Genomic DNA, 19,124 nt, shown 5'->3' on the forward strand with positions numbered 1-19,124 from the left:
GTCTGGGGAAAGATCGCAGCCTCGTTGCACTCGACAGCTCCTACACAGCCCAGCGGGAGCAAGCTCCCTCGCCACAAAAGCCGCTCGCCACCATGCCTAGAGCTTGGCCTTCACCGCCGCCAACGCATCCTTGCCATCGAGGGTCTTCACACCGTCCAGCCATTTATCCAGGACCGCCGGGTTGGCCTTGATCCAGGCCTTGGCCGCATCGGCGTTGCTGACCTTGTTGTTCACCACCTCGGCCATGATGCTGTTTTCCATGTCCTGGGTGAAGCTCAGGTTGGTCAGCAGCTTGCCGACGTTCGGGCAGGCCTGTGCATAACCCTTGCGGGTCAGGGTGTAGACACTGCCGGTGTCGCCGAAGTATTTCTCGCCGCCCTTGAGGTAATGCATTTTCAGTTGCACGTTCATCGGGTGCGGGGTCCAGCCGAGGAAGGTCACGAACTTCTGTTTCTTCACCGCCCGGGAGACTTCCGCCAGCATCGCCTGCTCGCTGGATTCCACCAGTTTCCACTCGCCCATGCCGAAGTCATTGGTCTTGATGATTTCTTTCAGGGAGAGGTTGGCCGGAGCACCGGAACCGATGCCATAGATCTTCTTGTCGAACTTGTCGGCGAATTTGTTCAAGTCGGCAAAGTTATGCACACCGGCGTCCCAGACGTAGTCCGGGACCGCCAGGGTGAATTCGGTGCCGTCGAGGTTCTTGGCCAACTGCGTGACGTCGCCATTGGCCACGAACTTGTCATAAAAGCCCTGCTGCGCCGGCATCCAGTTACCCAAAAACACATCCACCTGGCCATCCTTGAGGCCACCGAAGGTGATCGGCACCGCGAGGGTGTCGACCTTGGCCTTGTAGCCCATCCCGTCCAGCAGGAAACCGGTGATGGCATTGGTGGCGGCGATATCGCTCCAGCCCGGGTCGGCCATCTTCACCGTTTCACAGCTTTGCTCGGCCCAGGCCGAAACACTGCTCAACGCCAACAGTCCAGCGGTCAGTACTGTGGATAACTTTTGCATGGCTTGCCCCTTACGTTATTGGTTTTGGCAGGGTTGTGGATAACGGGCCTTGCGCTCCAGATCGTCGAGGTCGATGTGGTTACGCATGTACTGCTGGCTGGCGTCCACCAGCGGCTGGTGATCCCAGCTCTTGAGTTTGCCCAGGGTCAGCGCCTGGGCGACGAAACGGCGACGGCGCTGGCTGGCGAGCACCTGTCGATGAATAGCCGGGATGTCCCATTTGGCACGGGCTTCGGCGAGAAAATCGGCGAACAAGGCTTGATGCTCAGGGGATTGGCTGAGATTTTCCAGTTCCTTGGGATCGTTGCGCACGTCAAACAGCAGGCACGGGTCATCTTCGCTGTAAATGAATTTCCACGGGCCGCGACGGATCATCATCAACGGGCTGATGGTGCCTTCGGCCATGTATTCACCGAAGACTTCGTCGTGCCCGCCCTGCCCTTGCAGGTGCGGCACCAGCGAACGGCCATCCAGCGGCAAGCCCGGTTCCAGCGTGCCGCCGGCCAGCTCGACCAGGGTCGGCAGCAAGTCGGCAGTGGACACGGCCGCACCCACCCGGCCGCTGGCGAACTGCCCCGGCGCACTGATCAGCAAGGGTACGCGGGCAGCCATTTCGAACCAATGCATTTTGTACCAGAGGCCCTTTTCGCCGAGCATGTCCCCGTGATCGCCGGAGAACACGATGATCGTGTCGTCCAGTAGACCGGTGTCTTCCAGGGTTTGCAGTAGCTTGCCGACGTTACTGTCGATGTAGCTGCACGCGCCGAAATAGGCGCGGCGGGCATCCCGAATTTTATCCACAGGCAGTGGCTTGTCCCACAGGTCATAGACCTTCAGCAGCCGCTGGGAGTGTGGATCGAGCGTAGTTTGCGCCGGGGTCTGCGGCAAAGGGATGTCGTTGTCGTCATACAAATCCCAGAACGCCTTGGGAATCGTGTACGGGTCGTGTGGGTGGGTCATCGATACGGTGAGGCAAAACGGCTGGTCACCGTCCTCGCGGATGTGGTCGAACAGGTACTGCTGGGCCTTGAACACCACTTCTTCATCGAAATCCAACTGGTTGGTGCGCACGCACGGCCCGGCCTGCAACACCGACGACATGTTGTGGTACCAGCTCGGCCGCACGTCCGGCTCGTCCCAGTTCACCGACCAGCCATAGTCGGCCGGGTAAATGTCGCTGGTCAGGCGTTCTTCGTAGCCGTGCAGTTGGTCCGGCCCGCAAAAGTGCATCTTGCCGGACAGCGCTGTGCGATAGCCGAGGCGGCGCAAGTAGTGGGCATAAGTCGGCACGTCCGCCGGGAAATCCGCCGCGTTGTCGTAGGCGCCGATCTTGCTCGGCAACTGGCCGCTCACCAGGGTAAAACGCGATGGGGCGCACAGTGGGCTGTTGCAGTAGGCGGCATCGAACACCACGCCCTCGGCGGCCAGGCGCGACAGGTTCGGCAGCTTGATCGGCGAAGGACCGTAGATCGGCAACATTGGCGCGGCCATTTGATCGGCCATGATGAAAAGAATGTTCTTGCGCTTCATGTATTCGCGGCATTCCATAGTAGGCAGTTATGCGACATTGCTGCGATTGAGCATGTAGCCCCCGGGTTTTGGGGTAAAGCCCATGCAGGATAATGACTAGGATAAGCACAGCTTATGTATGACGCCTTGGGTAACCTGTCTCTGGAACTGCTCCGTGCCTTTGAAGCCGCCGCGCGACAACAAAGTTTCACCGCGGCGGCGATTGAGTTGGGCACCACGCAACCGGCCATCAGCCAGCAGATCAAGCGCCTGGAAGAGCAACTGGGGACGCGGTTGTTCGACCGTATCTACCGCGGCATCGAACTGACCGAGGCCGGGACCATCCTGTTCGAGCAGGTACAAGCCGGCTTGCAAAGCATCGATGCCGGGCTGAGCGCGATCACCGCCCAGCATCAGCATGAGGTGCTGCAAGTCGCCACGGACTTCGCATTCGCTGCCTATTGGCTGATGCCGCGCCTGCATCGCTTTCACGCCGCCAACCCGCAGGTGGACGTTAGCCTGGTGACCAGCGAACGCAACCACAACATGCTGCGCACCGATATCGACGTTGCCGTACTGTTCGGCGACGGTCGCTTCAAACAAGGCGAAAGTCGCTGGTTGTTCAGCGAAGAAGTCTTTCCGGTGTGCAGCCCGCTGCTGCTCAAGGAACGCCCCATGCCCTTGCCCGCCCAGGCCTTGGCGGAATTCCCGTTGCTGCACCTGCGAGCGGGGAACAACAACTGGTTCGAGTGGAGCGGCGTATTTCGCGAGCTGGGCATCACGTCACCGCCCGCCCCTGGCCAGTTGCGCTTCGACAACTACACGCTGCTCATCCAGGCGGCGATTGGCGGCCAGGGCGTTGCCATCGGCTGGCGGCACCTTGTGGATAACTTATTGGCCCAGGGGCTGCTGTGTCGTCCGATCGCTGAAACGGTGCTGTCGCGGCTGGGGTATTACGTGGTTTTGCCCCAGCGTAAACGCCGCGGTGTATTGATCAGGCAATTCGTCGATTGGCTGATGGAAGAACAGGCCAACAGTGCCGAATCGCTCACCGGGTTGCCGCTGCCTTCCATTGCCGTTTAATCCGCCTGCATGGCCGCGACAAAACTCACATGCTCGCCCACATGCAGGTTCAGGCGCAGCTCATCGGCGATGCCGACCGCCACGCGGTTGAGTCGCTCCAGGGATTCGGCCATGCCGGGTTCCAGGCTGGTGCTGACCTGGCTGAAATGTTCGATGCCCAAGCCTGGCGCGGCATAGGGTGCGTTGATCAAGGTCCACTGCAAGGTGCTGTTCTTCAGGGCATCGAGCACTTCTTCAGCGGCATGGCGCTGCAAATCATCGTCCGTCGGCTCCTCGTCGAGCATCGCAAAGTCGCCCACCAGGAACAGCCGGGGAATGTTCACTGCCTGCATGCCGGCGATCAGGGCATCTACGGCCAATACTTGCTCGACCGGGCCGGGAATCACTGTGCGCTCCACCTGCTCGCTGTTCATCGGCAACCCCGGCGCGTTCAGCAGACACACCACGGCGCTGGCTCCGGCAACACTTTGCTTGACCCGCTCGGGATCGAACAGGTCACCGGTCTTGGTCCGCAGGCCCGGGCGTGGGGCCAGGGCAGTAAGATCGTCGAGAATGGCGATGACTTCGTACTGACGCCGCAGCATCTCAGCCATCAACGCACTGCCGAGGCTGCTCATGGCACCATAGAGCACCACTTTGGTGACCGGGGTTTCGGCGTTTTTCATGGCTGCTTTCCTCTTTATCCCGCGTGTAAAGGCTCTGACCCGCGGCAAACGGCGAGGGTTCGGCCTCTTTTCAAGGAGTGACAGATGCAGCGGATCAAGGGCTACCACGCCCACGTGTATTTCGACGCCAGCACCCTCGACCAGGCGCGGGCCCTGTGCGAGGAAGCGGCGCAACTGTTCCCGTTGAAAATGGGCCGCGTCCATCAACGCCCGGTCGGCCCGCACCCGGACTGGAGCTGCCAGCTGGCGTTCGACCCGCAGTACATCGGCGTGGTCTTGCCGTGGCTGGCCCTCAATCGCAAAGGCCTGGTGATTTTCCTGCACCCGGAGACCGGCGATGACCTGGCCGACCACACCGACCATGCGATCTGGATGGGCGCGGTGCGGCCGTTGAATCTTTCGGCATTCAAAGCAAACACCTGATTCACCCCCTTGTGGCGAGGGAGCTTGCTCCCGCTCGGGCGCGCAGCGGCCGCAAAATACTGGGGCCGCTTCGCAGCCCAGCGGGAGCAAGCTCCCTCGCCACAAAAGCTGGACCAACCAATATCACTGGCGAAAGCTTACTGAAAGCTAGCGCCATTAGGATCACCTCACTACCGGCAACAGACCGGTCGGCCAAAGCGAGTTTTCAAGGCTCGTTCGGCCCTTTTAACAACAACAATGGTGATCCTGATGTCCGCTGCTACCTGTCCCGCTGCGCCCACTCCATCCGTCCGTCCCGTGCTCTGCATCACGCGCTGACCTGTCCGGTTCGCCTTTGCCCGCCGCGCCACGCCTGGAGTATTTCCCATGCTGACTTTCCTTGGCTTTGCCATGGTCATCACGTTCATGTTCCTGATCATGACCAAGCGCCTGTCCGCGCTGATCGCCTTGATCATCATCCCGATCCTGTTCGCCCTGTTCGGTGGCTTTGCGCCGAAAATCGGCCCGATGATGCTCGAAGGCATCACCAAGCTCGCCCCGACCGGGGTGATGCTGATGTTCGCGATTCTGTATTTTGCCCTGATGATCGACTCCGGCCTGTTCGACCCGGCCGTGCGCAAGATCCTCAAGCTGGTCAAGGGCGACCCGTTGAAAGTTTCGGTCGGTACCGCCGTTCTGGCGCTCGTCGTTTCCCTTGATGGTGACGGCGCGACCACTTATATGATCTGCGTGGCCGCGATGCTGCCGCTCTACAGCCGCATCGGCATGAGCCCACGCATCATGGCTGGCCTGATCATCCTCGCCGGCGGCGTGATGAACATGACCCCGTGGGGCGGCCCGACGGCCCGCGCCGCCAGTGCGCTGCACGTGGACCCGTCCGACATCTTCGTGCCGATGATTCCTGCAATGGCCGCCGGTGTGGTGGCGATCCTGCTGATCGCCTACATGTACGGCAAGCGCGAGCGCGCACGCCTGGGAGAATTGCATCTGGTCGGTGATGAAATCGACCACAGCGAAATCAGCGTTTCCCAGTTCCCGGACGCCCGTCGTCCGAAGCTGATCTGGTTCAACGGCGCGCTGACCCTGGGCCTGATGTGCACCCTGATCGCTGGCCTGTTGCCGCTGCCGGTGCTGTTCATGGTGGCCTTCAGTATCGCGATGATCGTCAACTACCCGTGCCTGCAACAGCAGAAAGACCGCGTTGCGGCCCACGCCGGCAGCGTGCTGGCGGTGGTCGGGTTGATTTTCGCGGCCGGTATCTTTACCGGTATCCTGTCCGGCACCGGCATGGTCGACGCCATGTCCAAGAGCCTGCTGGCGGTGATTCCGGAGTTCCTCGGCCCGTACCTGGCAGTGATTACCGCGCTGGTGAGCATGCCGTTCACGTTCTTCATGTCGAACGATGCATTTTATTACGGGGTGTTACCGGTTCTTGCCGAGGCAGCCAGCCATTACGGCATCACCGCTGTTGAAATGGCCCGTGCCTCCATCGTCGGCCAGCCCGTCCACCTGTTAAGCCCGCTGGTTCCGTCGACCTACCTGCTGGTAGCCTTGGCCGGGATCGAGTTCGGCGATCACCAGCGCTTCACCCTGAAGTGGGCAGTACTGGTTTGCCTGTGCATAATGTTCGCCGCCCTGCTGATGGGGATTTTTCCGCTGTTCAGTACTCTATAAAAGCAACGCCCGCTGCGCCGCCATCGGTGGCGCGGCCTAACACTCGCTCAAAGGAACTCACATGGAATGGCTGACCAACCCGGAAATCTGGGTTGCCTTCTTTACCCTGACCGCCCTGGAAATTGTCTTGGGCATCGACAACATCATCATGATCTCGATCCTGGTCAGCCGCATGCCCAAGCACATGCAGGCGCGCACCCGGATCTTCGGCCTGGCGCTGGCCATGGTCACGCGGATCCTGTTGCTGCTGTCCATCACCTGGGTCATGCGCCTGACCGCCGATTTGTTCGAAGTGTTCGGCCAGGGCATCTCCGGTCGTGACCTGATCCTGTTCTTCGGTGGCCTGTTCCTGCTGTGGAAAAGCTCCCAGGAGATGTACCACGCGCTGGAAGGCGAAGATGAAACCAACGACGAACCTTCGGGCAAGGGCGGCAGCTTCATCTACACCATCATCCAGATCGCGATCATCGACATCGTGTTCTCCCTGGACTCGGTCATTACCGCCGTCGGCATGGTTTCCCATGTACCGGTGATGGTGGCGGCGATTATCGTGGCGGTGCTGGTGATGATGTTGGCGGCGGGCACTATCAGCGAGTTCATCGACAAGCACCCGTCGCTGAAAATGCTGGCGCTGTCGTTCCTGCTGGTGGTCGGTACCGTGCTGATCGCCGAGTCGTTCGACGTGCATGTGCCAAAAGGCTACGTCTACTTCGCCATGGCGTTCTCCCTGGCGGTCGAAGCGTTCAACATCAAGATGCGCACGGCCATGGCGCGCAAGCGCAAGCAGCAGGACCCTGTGAAACTGCGCAAGGATATGCCGGGTCAGTAACGGTATAGGGCAATGAATGAAGGGGCTCTTGGAGCCCCTTTTTCATGCCCGCAAAAAAGTGGCCGGATGCAAAACCTGTGGGAGCGAGCTTGCTCGCGATGAGGCCATGACATCCAACATCTTCTTTGGCTGTCAGGCCGCTATCGCGAGCAAGCTCGCTCCCACAGGGGTTTTGGGTGTTTTCGAGGAATGTATTTTATGACGGTTTTGTTTCAAACGATTCTTTAGCTGTGCAATGCTGGCGCCCGAACCGTTCGCCAACTACAGCTTAAGTACAAGAACGAAGAATGTGGCATCGTCAATTTGTCCTTTTGGGACGCTAACAGGGGGCTTCTCATGCTGACCCTGCTGAACTTGCTCTCCGCCGTGGCCCTGCTGATCTGGGGCACGCACATCGTGCGTACAGGCATCTTGCGGGTCTATGGCTCGAACCTGCGCCATGTCATCGGCCAGAACATGTCCCGGCGCTGGCTGGCGTTTGTCGCCGGCATCATGGTCACGGCCATGGTCCAGAGCAGCAATGCCACGGCCATGCTCGTCACCTCGTTCGTCGGCCAGGGCCTGATGGCGCTGACCCCGGCCCTGGCGACCATGCTCGGCGCCGATGTCGGCACCGCGCTGATGGCACGGGTGCTGACCCTCGACCTGTCGTGGCTGTCGCCGCTGCTGATTTTCCTCGGGGTGATTTTTTTCCTCTCGCGCAAGCAGACCCGCGCCGGGCAAATGGGCCGGGTCGGCATCGGCCTGGGCCTGATCATCCTGGCCCTGCAATTGATCGTCGAAGCCGCCGCGCCCATCACCCATGCCCAGGGCGTGAAAGTGATTTTCGCCTCGCTGACTGGCGACATCCTGCTCGATGCCTTGGTCGGCGCGCTGTTCGCGATGATCTCCTATTCCAGCCTGGCCGCCGTGCTGTTGACCGCGACGCTTGCCGGTGCCGCGGTGATCAGCCTGCCCGTGGCCATCGGCCTGGTGATCGGCGCCAACATCGGCAGCGGCGTACTGGCGTTCCTCAGCACCAGCATGCAGAACACCGCCGGACGCCAGGTGGCGCTGGGCAGCCTGCTGTACAAGCTGATCGGGCTGTTGTTGATCATTCCGGTGCTCGATCCGCTGGTGGGCTGGCTGGACAACTTGGATTTCAGTCCCCAGGAAACGGTGATCGGTTTCCATCTGCTCTACAACTCCGTACGGTGCCTGGTGCTGCTGCCCAGCGTCGGGCCCATGGCCCGGCTCTGCGCCTGGTTGCTGCCGGAACGTCCGGACACCAACGGCACGGCCAAGCCGCGACACCTGGACCCTACCGCCCTCGCCACCCCGAGCCTGGCGCTGGCAAACGCGGCCCGGGAAACCTTGCGCATCGGCGATCTGATCGAAAGCATGCTCGAAGCCATGCTGGACGTGCTGCGGGGTACGCAGACGGCGGTGACCCAGGAAATACGGCGCATGAATGACGACGTCGAAGCCTTGTGCAGCGCAATCAAGTTGTACATGGCGCAAATGCCCCGTGAGGACCTCAGTGAGCAGGACAGCCGCCGCTGGGCGGAAATCATTGAGCTGGCGATCAACCTGAAACTGGCCAGCGACCTGATCGAGCGCATGTTGCGCAAGGTCCAGCAACAGAAGACCTCCCAGCGTCGGTCCTTTTCCGAGGTGGGCCTGGAGGAATTGGCGGGGCTGCACAGCCACTTGATCGCCAACCTGCGGCTGGGGCTGTCGGTATTTCTCAGTGCCGACCGGGAAAGCGCCCGCCAGTTGCTGCGTGAGAAACGTCGCTTTCGGGCGCAGGAACGGCGCATGGCCCATGCCCATGTCAGCCGCCTGCAGCGCAAGGTCGTGCAAAGCCTGGAGACCAGTTCCCTGCACCTGGAGCTGATCGCCGACATGAGGCGCCTCAATTCGCTGTTTTGCGGCAGCGCCTACGTCGTGTTGGAAACCTCCGAGATCGGCGCGCTGGCGGCGGATGAAATTTCCGACATTACCCATTCGCCGTGAACGACTGGCGCATTGGCCAGTCAGTAACAAAAGCCGGGGCCTGAAACCGTTTGCCAGCCCGCCTGCTCCCGCTGTCATGAACACCGCATAGATTCGATAGGGGGAGCGAACCGCCTCCGGGCGGCGCTGCGCCGATGACGGCCGGCCCGGCACCATGGACCCCCACTCAGCCGCCAGGAAGCCCTTATGCGTTGTCTGTTGCTCGCCTTTCTTTTGCTCGGCTCACTGCCCGTTGTCGCCCTGGACCGGTTCCAGGTCGAAGGCTATACGTTGCCCAACGGCATGCAGTTGTTGCTCAAGCCGGGCAGCGAGCGCGGGCATGTGGCGATCCGCTTGGTGGTCGGCGTGGGCCTGGACGACTTCAGTTGCGCCGACAAGGAACTGCCGCACCTGCTCGAACACCTGCTGTTCAGCGGCGTCGACGAGAGCGGTGAAGGCGGCCTGGAGGAGCGCATGCAAGCCTTGGGTGGCGAGTGGAATGCCTTCACGAGCAACGCCGACACCACGTTCGTCATCGAGGCGCCGGCGCGTAATCAACGCAAGGTCCTGGACCTGCTGCTGGCGCTGTTGACGCGCACCCGCATCGACGAGAAAGCCCTGGAGGCGGCCAAGCGAGTGGTGGAACGCGAGGACGGCGGCCACTACACCCACCTGCAACGCTGGCTCGATCACCAGGACCTGGGCCACAAGGCCAGCAACCAGCTGGCGGTTGAGCTGGGCCTGCGCTGCGCGGAACGGGCCGAGGTCCAGCGCCACACCCTCGCCCGCCTCGAACAGGTGCGCAACGACTGGTACGCACCGAACAACATGACCCTGATCGTGGTCGGCGACCTCGACCGACTGTTGCCGGCCTACCTGGAACGCGCCTTTGGCGAACTCGAGCCGGTGGAGCCCAGCCCGCACGAGGCGCTGCCGCAGATCCGCTACAAAGCAGTCACCAAGCGCAACCTGATCCATGGCCTGGTCGGCAACAGCGCCAAGCTGCATTGGCTGTTCCCGGAGCCGGTACTGGATGAGCAGCATGACGAAACCTTCGACCTGCTCAAGGATTACATGGACTGGGCGCTCTATCGCCAATTGCGCCTGGCCCGAGGCTTGTCCTACGGACCGTGGACCGAGCGCGAGGTGTTCGGCGGCGTTGGCTTCTTCAGCCTGAACGCCGACCTGTCCCGCGAAGACTTGCCCGAAGCCGAACAGGCGCTGGAAGAACTGCGCAAGACATTGCTCAAGGATGGCCTGGACCCCGCCGGCTTCGTGCGCATCAAACGCGCGGCCATTGCCCACCAGTCCTGGGCGGTTCAAGGCAACAGCGCACTGGCCGATTACTACTGGAGCGCCCTGGGCGATTATGAAGACGGCCGCTTCGCCAACCCGGCCCTGCGCCTGCAGGAGGTGAGCCTGGAACAGGCCAACGTGGCCCTGCGCGAATTGCTCAAGGACCCGGGTTACCTGCGCGTCGAGAAGCCGTTGCTCAGTGATGATGAGCTGGTTTGGGGGATGGCTGGTTTGCTGGGGTTGCTATTGCTCGGAATGGTGGTGTGGCAAGTACGACGGCGGGCCCGACCAGAATCTGGTTGATCCGCCCTGTGTTCGAGCTTGCTCGCGATGACTCCAGCCCAGGGCAACTCAAATCCCGTGGCGAGGGAGCTTGCTCCCGCTCGGCTGCGCAGCAGGCGCAAACCGGGCGATGCGGTTTACCTGGATAAATGCTGGGGCCTGCTTCGCAGGCCAGCGGGAGCAAGCTCCCTCGCCACAAAAGAGCATCACGACACGCGTCGCGATCCTCGCCATGTCACCGCCCTGACGATACTCTGTCAGGGATATTTCCTACGACTTACTGTGAAACCACCGAATGCAAAACCTGACGGTCTACATCCAGCGCATCCTTGAATTGATGAAGCGCTATCCAGGGGTCATTGCGCTCGGTGGTTTTATCTCCGGGGTCGGCAGTTTCATGCTGGTGGACCGCCAGCAGGGCCTGGCGACGTGGATCGCCATCATGATGCTGGTGAGCTGGCTCTGGCTGATGGTCGAGAACAGCATGACCCGGCTGTTCGCGCGGATTTTCAAACGGGAAATCCCCCAGCCGCTGTTGCGCTACGCCACGCAGATGATTCACCAGGAAAGCCTGTTTTTCGTCCTGCCGTTTTTCTTCATCACCACCACCTGGAACAGCAGCCAGCTGGTTTTCACCGGCCTGCTGACGATCGCGGCGCTGATTTCGATCATCGACCCGCTGTACTACAAATGGCTGGCGCCCCGGCGCTGGGCGTTCCTGGCGTTGCACACGCTGACGCTGTTCGCCGCCCTGCTCACGGCGCTGCCGGTGATCCTGCACCTGACCACCGACCAGAGCTTCAAGCTGGCGCTGGGCATTGCCATGCTGCTGTCGTTTCCCAGCCTGGCCTCGATCTTCCCGATCCGCACCGTGCGCAACGCCCTGGCGATCCTGTGCATCACGGTGGGGATTGGCGCCGCCGGCTGGGTGCTGCGCTCCTGGGTGCCACCGGCCACGCTGTGGATGACCGAAGTGGCGATCAGCACCCAACTGGAAGACCGCACGCCGGGCGCCAGCCTCAAGGAAGTCAGCGCGGCCCAGATTCGCGGCAACGGCCTGTATGCCTACACCGCCATCAACGCGCCGCGCGGGCTTGATGAGCGGATTTATCACGTCTGGCAGTTCAACGGCAAAGAAGTCGACCGCATCGCCCTGGACATCCACGGCGGGCGCAAGGAAGGCTATCGCGCCTGGACCCACAAGCAGAACTTCCCGCAAGACCCGACGGGTAAATGGCAAGTGCGGGTGCTGACGGAAAATGGCCAGATGATCGGCGTGCTGCGTTTCAAGGTGAACGCTGACGCACCCGAGGCAAAATAACGGCGGTCGTGCTATTAGGTAGCGCTGTTCAAGTCGAACGAGCATGGAGCTTATGACCCCCGGATCCCCCACTGGCACCGCCCGGCTGGACACGTCTCGCTCTCCGGCGCAGCTCTGGGTCGGCGGCGACTGGACGCTGGCCCATTACGCGCAGCTCAAGCGCTTGAGCGAATCCTTGCGCGGCCAATACGACGAAAACACCCTGATCGACCTCAACGGCCTCGGCGCCCTCGACACCGCCGGGGCTTCGTTGCTGGTGGAACTGCTGGGCTCCGAACGGCTGGGCAAGACCGCCGAGCACCCCGATTGCAGCTTGCCGGCCGCCGAGCGGGCGCTGTTGCAGACGGTCTATTGCTCGCTGACGGACTTTTGTGTGCCGGTGAAAGAGCCGCAGGTCAGCGTGCTGACACAGTTGCTGACGCGTATCGGCCGCGCGGTGGAAAAAATCTGGCAAGACACCCTGCAACTGCTGGGTTTTGTCGGCCTGATCCTGGAAACCCTGGCCCGCAACCTGTTTCGTCCCAGGCGCTGGCGCATGACAGCGATGGTCGTTCATATCGAACAGACCGGCCTGGACGCAGCCCCCATCGTCGCCCTGCTGACGTTTTTGGTGGGCGCGGTGGTGGCCTTTCTCGGCGCGACAGTGCTGGCCGATTTCGGCGCCAGTATCTTTACCGTGGACCTGGTGGCGTTCTCGTTCCTGCGTGAATTCGGCGTATTGCTCACGGCCATCCTCATGGCGGGCCGCACCGCCAGCGCGTTCACCGCGCAGATCGGCTCGATGAAGGCCAACGAAGAAATCGACGCGATCCGCACCTTGGGCCTCGATCCAGTCGAGTTGCTGGTGATTCCACGGGTGCTGGCGCTGTTGGTGGCGCTGCCGATGCTGACCTTCCTGGCCATGCTCTCGGGCATTATCGGTGGCGGCGTGGTCTGCGCTGTGTCGCTGGGTATTTCCCCGGCCATGTTCCTGACGCTGTTGCAGTCGGACATTGGCGTGCAGCATTTCCTGGTGGGGATGGTCAAGGCGCCGATCTTTGCCTTCCTGATCGCCGCCGTGGGCTGCCTGGAAGGTTTCAAGGTCAGCGGCAGTGCCGAATCGGTCGGGGCCCACACCACGTCCAGCGTGGTGCAGTCGATTTTCGTGGTGATTGTGCTCGATGCCGTGGCCGCGCTGTTTTTCATGGAGATGAACTGGTGAGCCAACCCCCGCGACCACCCGCCGAGGCGGTGATTCAAGTGCGCGGCCTGTGCAATCGCTTTGGCCGCCAGAGCGTGCATGAAAACCTCGACCTGGACGTGTACAAGGGCGAGATCCTTGCCGTGGTCGGCGGCTCCGGCAGCGGCAAATCGGTGCTGCTGCGCAGTATCGTCGGCCTGAACCGGCCCAGCGAGGGTTCTGTGCGGGTATTCGGCGAAGACTTGCCGAGCCTGCCCCCGGAACAACGTTCGCGGGTGGAACGGCGCTTTGGCGTGTTATTCCAGAAAGGCGCGCTGTTTTCGTCACTGACCGTGACAGAAAACGTCGCCCTGCCGCTGATCGAACACGCCGGGCTCAGCCGGGCCGATGCCGAGCACCTGGCGGCGGTGAAGCTGGCCTTGGCCGGCCTGCCGTTATCGGCCGCCGACAAATACCCCGCCTCGCTGTCCGGCGGCATGATCAAGCGCGCGGCCCTGGCCCGTGCGCTGGCCCTGGACCCGGACATCCTGTTTCTCGACGAACCCACCGCCGGCCTCGACCCCATTGGTGCGGCGGCGTTCGACCAATTGATCCTGACACTGCGCGATGCCCTGGGCTTGAGCGTGTTCCTGGTCACTCACGACCTGGACACCCTCTACACCATCAGCGACCGGGTGGCGGTGCTGGCGCAGAAAAGAGTCCTGGTGGCCGATGTCATCGACAAGGTGTCGGAAACCGACGACGCCTGGATTCACGAATACTTCCATGGCCCTCGCGGCCGCGCGGCCTTATCGGCCGCTACACAATCCAACGAGGTTTGACATGGAAACCCGAGCCCATCATGTGCTGATCGGCCTGTTCACCGTCATTGTGGTGGCCGGCGCCCTGTTGTTTGGCCTGTGGCTGGCCAAGTCCAACGTGGACAGCGAATTCAAGTATTACGAAGTGGTGTTCAACGAGGCGGTCAGCGGGTTGTCCCGGGGCAGCTCGGTGGAGTACAGCGGGATCAAGGTCGGCGATGTCGTCAACCTGCGCCTGGACCCGAACGACCCACGTCGGGTGTTGGCGCGGGTGCGCTTGAGCGGGGAAACGCCAATCAAGCAAGACACCCAGGCCAAGCTGGCACTGACCGGCATCACCGGCACCTCGATTATCCAGCTCAGTGGCGGCACGCCCCAGAGCCCGGCGCTGACCGGGCACGACGGGGAGCCGCCAGTGATCATCGCCGCGCCCTCGCCTATCGCCCGCCTGCTCAACAACAGCGATGACTTGATGACCAGCATCAACCTGCTGCTGCACAACGCCAATGAGGTGTTTTCCTCGGACAACGTCCAAAGCCTGGGCAAGACGCTGGAGCATCTGGAACAAACCACCGGGGTCATTGCCGAGCAGCGCGGCGATATTCGCCAGGCCATGCAGCAACTGGCGTCCATCGGCAAACAGGCCAGCGCCACGCTGGAACAGACCACGGCATTGATGCGCAACGCCAATGGTCTGCTCAACGACCAGGGCAAACAGGCGTTCGGCAACGCCGGCCAGGCCATGCAATCCCTGGCGCGCAGCACCGCGACCCTCGACAAGCTGCTGAACGACAACCGCGATTCGTTGAATAACGGCATGCAGGGCCTCAATGCCCTGGCGCCAGCCGTGCGTGAACTGCGCGAAACCCTGAGCGCCCTGCGGGGGATCTCCCGGCGCCTGGATGCCAACCCCAGCGGCTATCTGCTGGGCAATGACAAGGACAAGGAGTTCACGCCATGAAGCCGTCCAACCGGTTTATCCGCCCTCTTCTCTTGCTGGCAGGTTTTGCCCTGGTGGGCGGCTGCTCGATTTTGCCCAAGGCCGAACCTTCGGATGTGTATCGCTTGCCCGCCACTCAGGCCCCGGCATCTGCGGGCACGGCGGTGAGCTGGTCGCTGCGCCTGGCCAGTCCCCAGGCCAGCGAGGTGCTCAACAGCCCGAAAATCGCGGTGATCCCCCAAGGCAATCTGTTCAGCAGCTACGCCGCCTCGCGCTGGAGCGACCCGGCCCCGGTGTTGTTGCGCAACCGCCTGCTCGATGGCTTCGCCCAGGATGGACGCGTCAGGCTGTTGAGCGTCGCCGACAGCAACCTGCAAGCAGACCTGGAGCTGGGCGGGCAATTGCAGGCGTTCCAGACCGAATACCAAGGCACTGCGGCCAGCGTGGTGATTCGCCTGGACGCGCTGCTGGTGCGCGGCTTCGACCAGCGCATCCTGGCCAGTCGCCGTTTTGAAGTGCGCCAGCCGTTGAGCGACGTGAAAGTGCCAGCGGTGGTGGACGGCTTTGGCCGTGCCGGTGACCGGCTGACGGCCGAAGTGGTGGCCTGGGCAGTGGAGCAAGGCCAGCGTTTCGCAACGCCGACCCAACCCTAGGGGCTGCGCAGAGACTCAGGTCAACCGAAGAACCAGTAGCAAACCCCAATCGCCGCCACGACCCCGGAAAATTCGGCCAGCAGCGCACACCCCACGGCATGGCGCGCCCGCTGGATGCCAACGGCGCCGAAATACACCGCCAGCACGTAGAACGTGGTTTCGGTGCTGCCCTGGATGGTCGCCGCCACCAGGGCCGGGAAGCTGTCGACGCCGGAGGTCTTCATGGTCTCGATCAGCATCGCCCGGGCGGCGCTGCCGGAGAACGGCTTGACCATGGCGGTCGGCAAGGCATCGACGAAGCGCGTGTCCCAGCCGGCCCACTGCACCAGGTGCCGGATGCCGTCCAGGCCGAAATCCAGCGCCCCCGAAGCCCGCAGCACGCCCACGGCGCAGAGCATCGCGACCAGGTAGGGCAGCAACGTCTTGGCGACGTCGAAGCCCTCCTTGGCGCCCTCGATGAAGGCTTCATACACCTTGACCTTGCGCAGGGCACCCACCACCAGGAACAGGATGATCAGGCTAAACAACGTCAGGTTGCCCAGGATCGACGACAGCCCCGCCAGCGCCGTGGCCGAGAGCGTGGCCAGCAGCGCCATGAAACCGCCCAGCGCCAGCGCGCCCGGGATCAGATAAGCCAGCACCACCGGGTCCCACAACCGCAGGCGCTGCATGAACGCCACCGACAGCAGCCCCATCAGGGTCGAAGCGCTGGTGGCGAGCAGGATCGGCAGGAACACCAGCGTCGGGTCCGGCGCGCCTTGTTGTGCGCGGTACATGAAGATGGTCACCGGCAGCAGCGTCAGCGACGAGGCGTTGAGCACCAGGAACAGGATCTGCGCATTGCTGGCGATGGTCGGGCTGGGATTGAGGTCTTGCAGGGCGCGCATGGCCTTGAGGCCGATGGGGGTGGCCGCGTTGTCCAGTCCCAGGCCGTTGGCGGCGAAGTTGAGGGTGATCAGGCCAATGGCCGGGTGGCCGGCAGGCACTTCCGGCATCAAGCGCAAGAACAGCGGCCCGAGGGCCTTGGCCAGCCAGTCGACGATGCCGGCCTTTTCGGCGATGCGCAAAAAGCCCAACCACAGGGTCAAGGTGCCGAACAGCAGGACCATGACCTCGACCGACAGCTTGGCCATGGCGAAAATGCTTTCCACCATGGCCGCGAAAATTCCGGCGTTGCCGCCGATCAACCACTGCGCCAGCGCCGACACGGCTGCCACGATAAAGAAGCCAAGCCACAGGCCATTGAGCATCGGTCAAATCCCCCGGAAGATGCCGCGAATGATAGCGGGGCTGGCAGAAACGACAAACCCCGGATTTCTCCGGGGTTTGATCGGGCGCTGCACAAGTGATCAGCGAACACCCTGTGGGAGCGAGCTTGCTCGCGATGGCGGTGTGTCAGTCACCATCATTGCTGACTGATCCGGCGCCATCGCGAGCAAGCTCGGCTCCCACAGTGACCGGGTTGTTCAGGCACTTTGCTGCTGGCCTAACCTCCCCTCAGCGATCAACGGCTGGAAGTTTCCCCCGCAGGCAGCGGCTCTTTGCTGCGCCAGTGCGGCAGGGAGTTCCAGTAGCGCTGGCCCTTGGCATCGTCGTACATGCCTTCCCAACGGGCGATGACCAGCACGGCCAGGGCGTTGCCGATGACGTTCAGCGCGGTACGGGCCATGTCCATGATGCGGTCGACACCGGCGATGAAGGCCAGGCCTTCCAGCGGAATGCCCACGCTGCCCAAGGTCGCCAGCAGCACCACGAACGACACGCCCGGCACGCCGGCGATGCCTTTGGAGGTGACCATCAAGGTCAGCACCAGCAGCAATTGCTGGCTGATGGACAGGTCGATGCCGTACAGCTGGGCGATGAAAATCGCCGCGATGCTCTGGTACAGGGTTGAGCCATCGAGGTTGAACGAATAGCCGGTGGGCACCACGAAGCTGCAGATGGCTTTCGGCGCGCCGTAGGCTTCCATCTTCTCGATCACGCGCGGCAGCACGGTTTCGGAACTGGCGGTGGAGTAGGCCAGCACCAGCTCATCCTTGAAGATGCGCATCAGCTTGAGCACCGAGAAGCCGAACAGCCGCGCGATCAGGCCCAGCACCACAAAGGCGAAGAAGGCGATGGCGACGTAAACCAGGATCACCAGCTTGGCCAGCGGCAGCAGCGAGGCGAAGCCGAAGTTGGCGACCGTCACCGCGATCAGGGCGAACACGCCGATGGGGGCGTATTGCATGATCATGTGGGTGACCTTGAACATGCTTTCCGACACGCCCTGGAACATTTTCACCAGCGGCTCGCGCAGGTCCGATTGCAGGCTGGACAGGCCCAGGCCGAACAATACGGAGAAGAAAATGATCGGCAACATCTCGCCACGGGCAACGGCGGCGAAGATGTTCGACGGGATCAGGTTGAGGATGGTCTGGACGAACGCATGTTCATGCTGGACTTCCGCGGCCGTGGCCTGGTACTTGGAAATATCCACCGTACCCAGGGTGCTCATGTCGATGCCGCTGCCGGGCTGGAAGAAGTTGGCCAGCAGCAGGCCAACGACGATGGCGATGGTGGTAACGACTTCGAAGTAAAGGATGGTCTTGAGACCGATGCGCCCGAGCTTCTTGGCATCACCGACCCCGGCAATGCCGACGATCAGCGAGGAAATCACAATCGGGATCACGATCATCTTGATCAGACGGATAAAGATATCGCCCGCCGGTTGCAGCACGTTGCTGATCCACCAGGCCTTTTCGGCACTGAAATGGTTGAGCAGCGCGCCCAATGCAATCCCGAGCACCAGACCGATGAGGATCTGCCAGGCGAGGCTTAGTCGTGCCTTCTTCATATCGTTACCCTTACTTCAGTTGGACTCGGACAGTGGTGCGAACGGATCGTCGATGACGAAAAACATCCGCGCCACTGCCCCCGTATAAGGTCACCCCGAGCGCGTTAGCGGCTTACTGGCAGGCGAAAAAAGGCGCAACTATTGCGATGCAAGGGGGGCTCGTCTAATGCCGTAAACGCCTACCCTATGCCGAATCGGCATGAGTTTTTTTAAACGAAACCCGCCCTCCAAGCGGTTCGAATACGACATTTATGCAGGCATAAGTGCCGTGAACCGGCCATTTCAGCGTAGCTGGGCTTTCTCTCGCAAGCGTGGGGAACCGATGAAACGGCAGCGAATCGAGACGCGGCCCATAGGAGAAATTGCCTCGGCATTCTCCGATATACGGTCAGCAAATGGGGGATAAATCAGCGGGAGGAGACAAAATGCCGCATCGGGGAGCGAATTGCAGCGGCCAATCGACCAAGCGCTCTGAGCCGCGTCTTTGCGTCACGAAGCTCCACGCAAGTTCGCCAAGCCGTGTTGGCTTTGCGAACTTGCGTCGCAGCTTTTACCTGACCCGGCCCTTTCGCAGGCACCCCTTGTGCCCGTAGGTCACTCCGACGCTCATCCGTCAGAACGTCCCAGCCCCCTGGTCATGCA

General features: G+C 62.1%; 16 protein-coding genes. 11 read left to right on the forward strand and 5 right to left on the reverse strand.

Going from position 1 to position 19,124, the window contains the following annotated elements; genetic code table 11:
• Nucleotides 1–96: 96 nt before the first annotated feature.
• Together choX and betC are read right to left on the reverse strand one after the other, a co-directional pair.
• Nucleotides 97–1,017, reverse strand: a complete 921-nt coding sequence (choX, locus tag LQ215_RS00005; protein WP_230146851.1) for a choline ABC transporter substrate-binding protein — start codon at nucleotides 1,015–1,017, stop codon at nucleotides 97–99.
• A 15-nt stretch (nucleotides 1,018–1,032) separates the two neighbouring features.
• On the reverse strand, nucleotides 1,033–2,547 hold the full coding sequence (gene betC / locus LQ215_RS00010) for a choline-sulfatase (RefSeq protein ID WP_230146852.1): 1,515 nt from the start codon (nucleotides 2,545–2,547) through the stop codon (nucleotides 1,033–1,035).
• 114 nt (nucleotides 2,548–2,661) lie between these two features.
• Between betC and LQ215_RS00015 the strand changes: the two genes are divergently transcribed.
• The gene (locus tag LQ215_RS00015) at nucleotides 2,662–3,609 is read left to right on the forward strand and encodes a choline sulfate utilization transcriptional regulator (RefSeq protein ID WP_230146853.1); all 948 of its coding nucleotides are present in this window, start codon (nucleotides 2,662–2,664) and stop codon (nucleotides 3,607–3,609) included.
• Here LQ215_RS00015 and LQ215_RS00020 read toward each other — a convergent pair.
• Nucleotides 3,606–4,274 carry an NAD(P)-dependent oxidoreductase gene (locus LQ215_RS00020; RefSeq protein WP_230146854.1) on the reverse strand — a complete coding sequence of 223 codons (669 nt, stop codon included), beginning with the start codon at nucleotides 4,272–4,274 and terminating at the stop codon, nucleotides 3,606–3,608. The two genes, LQ215_RS00015 and LQ215_RS00020, sit on opposite strands and share 4 nt — an antisense overlap.
• Nucleotides 4,275–4,358: 84 nt before the next feature.
• Between LQ215_RS00020 and LQ215_RS00025 the strand changes: the two genes are divergently transcribed.
• The 10 genes from LQ215_RS00025 to LQ215_RS00070 all read left to right on the forward strand — a co-directional run bounded on the left by LQ215_RS00025 (nucleotide 4,359) and on the right by LQ215_RS00070 (nucleotide 15,646).
• Nucleotides 4,359–4,697 (forward strand): DOPA 4,5-dioxygenase family protein, encoded by a 339-nt coding sequence (locus LQ215_RS00025; protein WP_230146855.1) that lies wholly within the window; start codon nucleotides 4,359–4,361, stop codon nucleotides 4,695–4,697.
• A 366-nt stretch (nucleotides 4,698–5,063) separates the two neighbouring features.
• On the forward strand, nucleotides 5,064–6,371 hold the full coding sequence (locus LQ215_RS00030) for a CitMHS family transporter (protein WP_230146856.1): 1,308 nt from the start codon (nucleotides 5,064–5,066) through the stop codon (nucleotides 6,369–6,371).
• 61 nt (nucleotides 6,372–6,432) lie between these two features.
• Entirely contained in the window at nucleotides 6,433–7,200 is a 768-nt protein-coding gene (locus tag LQ215_RS00035; RefSeq protein WP_230146857.1) for a TerC family protein, read from the forward strand.
• 336 nt (nucleotides 7,201–7,536) lie between these two features.
• Complete coding sequence (locus LQ215_RS00040) at nucleotides 7,537–9,195, forward strand: Na/Pi cotransporter family protein (protein ID WP_230146858.1); 1,659 nt, start codon at nucleotides 7,537–7,539, stop codon at nucleotides 9,193–9,195.
• Nucleotides 9,196–9,381: 186 nt separating this feature from the next.
• Nucleotides 9,382–10,773 (forward strand): M16 family metallopeptidase, encoded by a 1,392-nt coding sequence (locus tag LQ215_RS00045; protein WP_230146859.1) that lies wholly within the window; start codon nucleotides 9,382–9,384, stop codon nucleotides 10,771–10,773.
• 274 nt (nucleotides 10,774–11,047) lie between these two features.
• On the forward strand, nucleotides 11,048–12,073 hold the full coding sequence (locus LQ215_RS00050; protein ID WP_230146860.1) for a DUF5924 family protein: 1,026 nt from the start codon (nucleotides 11,048–11,050) through the stop codon (nucleotides 12,071–12,073).
• A 52-nt stretch (nucleotides 12,074–12,125) separates the two neighbouring features.
• On the forward strand, nucleotides 12,126–13,274 hold the full coding sequence (locus LQ215_RS00055; RefSeq protein ID WP_230146861.1) for an ABC transporter permease: 1,149 nt from the start codon (nucleotides 12,126–12,128) through the stop codon (nucleotides 13,272–13,274).
• A complete protein-coding gene (locus tag LQ215_RS00060) occupies nucleotides 13,271–14,074 on the forward strand; it encodes an ABC transporter ATP-binding protein (RefSeq protein WP_230146862.1) in 804 nt (267 codons plus the stop codon). Before LQ215_RS00055 ends, LQ215_RS00060 begins: the two co-directional genes overlap by 4 nt.
• Before the next feature lies 1 nt (nucleotide 14,075).
• Nucleotides 14,076–15,014 (forward strand): MlaD family protein, encoded by a 939-nt coding sequence (locus LQ215_RS00065; RefSeq protein WP_072343875.1) that lies wholly within the window; start codon nucleotides 14,076–14,078, stop codon nucleotides 15,012–15,014.
• Nucleotides 15,011–15,646 carry an ABC-type transport auxiliary lipoprotein family protein gene (locus tag LQ215_RS00070; protein WP_230146863.1) on the forward strand — a complete coding sequence of 212 codons (636 nt, stop codon included), beginning with the start codon at nucleotides 15,011–15,013 and terminating at the stop codon, nucleotides 15,644–15,646. Before LQ215_RS00065 ends, LQ215_RS00070 begins: the two co-directional genes overlap by 4 nt.
• A 20-nt stretch (nucleotides 15,647–15,666) precedes the next feature.
• Here LQ215_RS00070 and LQ215_RS00075 read toward each other — a convergent pair whose 3' ends face one another.
• Both LQ215_RS00075 and gltP read right to left on the reverse strand, forming a co-directional pair.
• Nucleotides 15,667–16,896: a nucleoside recognition domain-containing protein gene (locus LQ215_RS00075; protein ID WP_230146864.1), complete on the reverse strand. Its 1,230-nt coding sequence runs from the start codon at nucleotides 16,894–16,896 to the stop codon at nucleotides 15,667–15,669.
• A gap of 254 nt (nucleotides 16,897–17,150) precedes the next feature.
• A complete protein-coding gene (gene gltP / locus LQ215_RS00080; protein ID WP_230146865.1) occupies nucleotides 17,151–18,482 on the reverse strand; it encodes a glutamate/aspartate:proton symporter GltP in 1,332 nt (443 codons plus the stop codon).
• Nucleotides 18,483–19,124: the final 642 nt, after the last annotated feature.

Origin of the sequence: Pseudomonas brassicacearum (assembly GCF_918698105.1) — a bacterium.
Lineage (GTDB): Bacteria > Pseudomonadota > Gammaproteobacteria > Pseudomonadales > Pseudomonadaceae > Aquipseudomonas > Aquipseudomonas brassicacearum_F.

Excerpts from the sequence above, each read along its gene's own strand:
- choX (WP_230146851.1), bottom strand. The coding sequence starts at position 1,017 with ATGCAAAAGTTATCCACAGTACTGACCGCTGGACTGTTGGCGTTGAGC.
- betC (WP_230146852.1), bottom strand. The coding sequence starts at position 2,547 with ATGAAGCGCAAGAACATTCTTTTCATCATGGCCGATCAAATGGCCGCG.
- LQ215_RS00015 (WP_230146853.1), top strand. The coding sequence starts at position 2,662 with ATGTATGACGCCTTGGGTAACCTGTCTCTGGAACTGCTCCGTGCCTTT.
- LQ215_RS00020 (WP_230146854.1), bottom strand. The coding sequence starts at position 4,274 with ATGAAAAACGCCGAAACCCCGGTCACCAAAGTGGTGCTCTATGGTGCC.
- LQ215_RS00025 (WP_230146855.1), top strand. The coding sequence starts at position 4,359 with ATGCAGCGGATCAAGGGCTACCACGCCCACGTGTATTTCGACGCCAGC.
- LQ215_RS00030 (WP_230146856.1), top strand. The coding sequence starts at position 5,064 with ATGCTGACTTTCCTTGGCTTTGCCATGGTCATCACGTTCATGTTCCTG.
- LQ215_RS00035 (WP_230146857.1), top strand. The coding sequence starts at position 6,433 with ATGGAATGGCTGACCAACCCGGAAATCTGGGTTGCCTTCTTTACCCTG.
- LQ215_RS00040 (WP_230146858.1), top strand. The coding sequence starts at position 7,537 with ATGCTGACCCTGCTGAACTTGCTCTCCGCCGTGGCCCTGCTGATCTGG.
- LQ215_RS00045 (WP_230146859.1), top strand. The coding sequence starts at position 9,382 with ATGCGTTGTCTGTTGCTCGCCTTTCTTTTGCTCGGCTCACTGCCCGTT.
- LQ215_RS00050 (WP_230146860.1), top strand. The coding sequence starts at position 11,048 with ATGCAAAACCTGACGGTCTACATCCAGCGCATCCTTGAATTGATGAAG.
- LQ215_RS00055 (WP_230146861.1), top strand. The coding sequence starts at position 12,126 with ATGACCCCCGGATCCCCCACTGGCACCGCCCGGCTGGACACGTCTCGC.
- LQ215_RS00065 (WP_072343875.1), top strand. The coding sequence starts at position 14,076 with ATGGAAACCCGAGCCCATCATGTGCTGATCGGCCTGTTCACCGTCATT.
- LQ215_RS00070 (WP_230146863.1), top strand. The coding sequence starts at position 15,011 with ATGAAGCCGTCCAACCGGTTTATCCGCCCTCTTCTCTTGCTGGCAGGT.
- LQ215_RS00075 (WP_230146864.1), bottom strand. The coding sequence starts at position 16,896 with ATGCTCAATGGCCTGTGGCTTGGCTTCTTTATCGTGGCAGCCGTGTCG.
- gltP (WP_230146865.1), bottom strand. The coding sequence starts at position 18,482 with ATGAAGAAGGCACGACTAAGCCTCGCCTGGCAGATCCTCATCGGTCTG.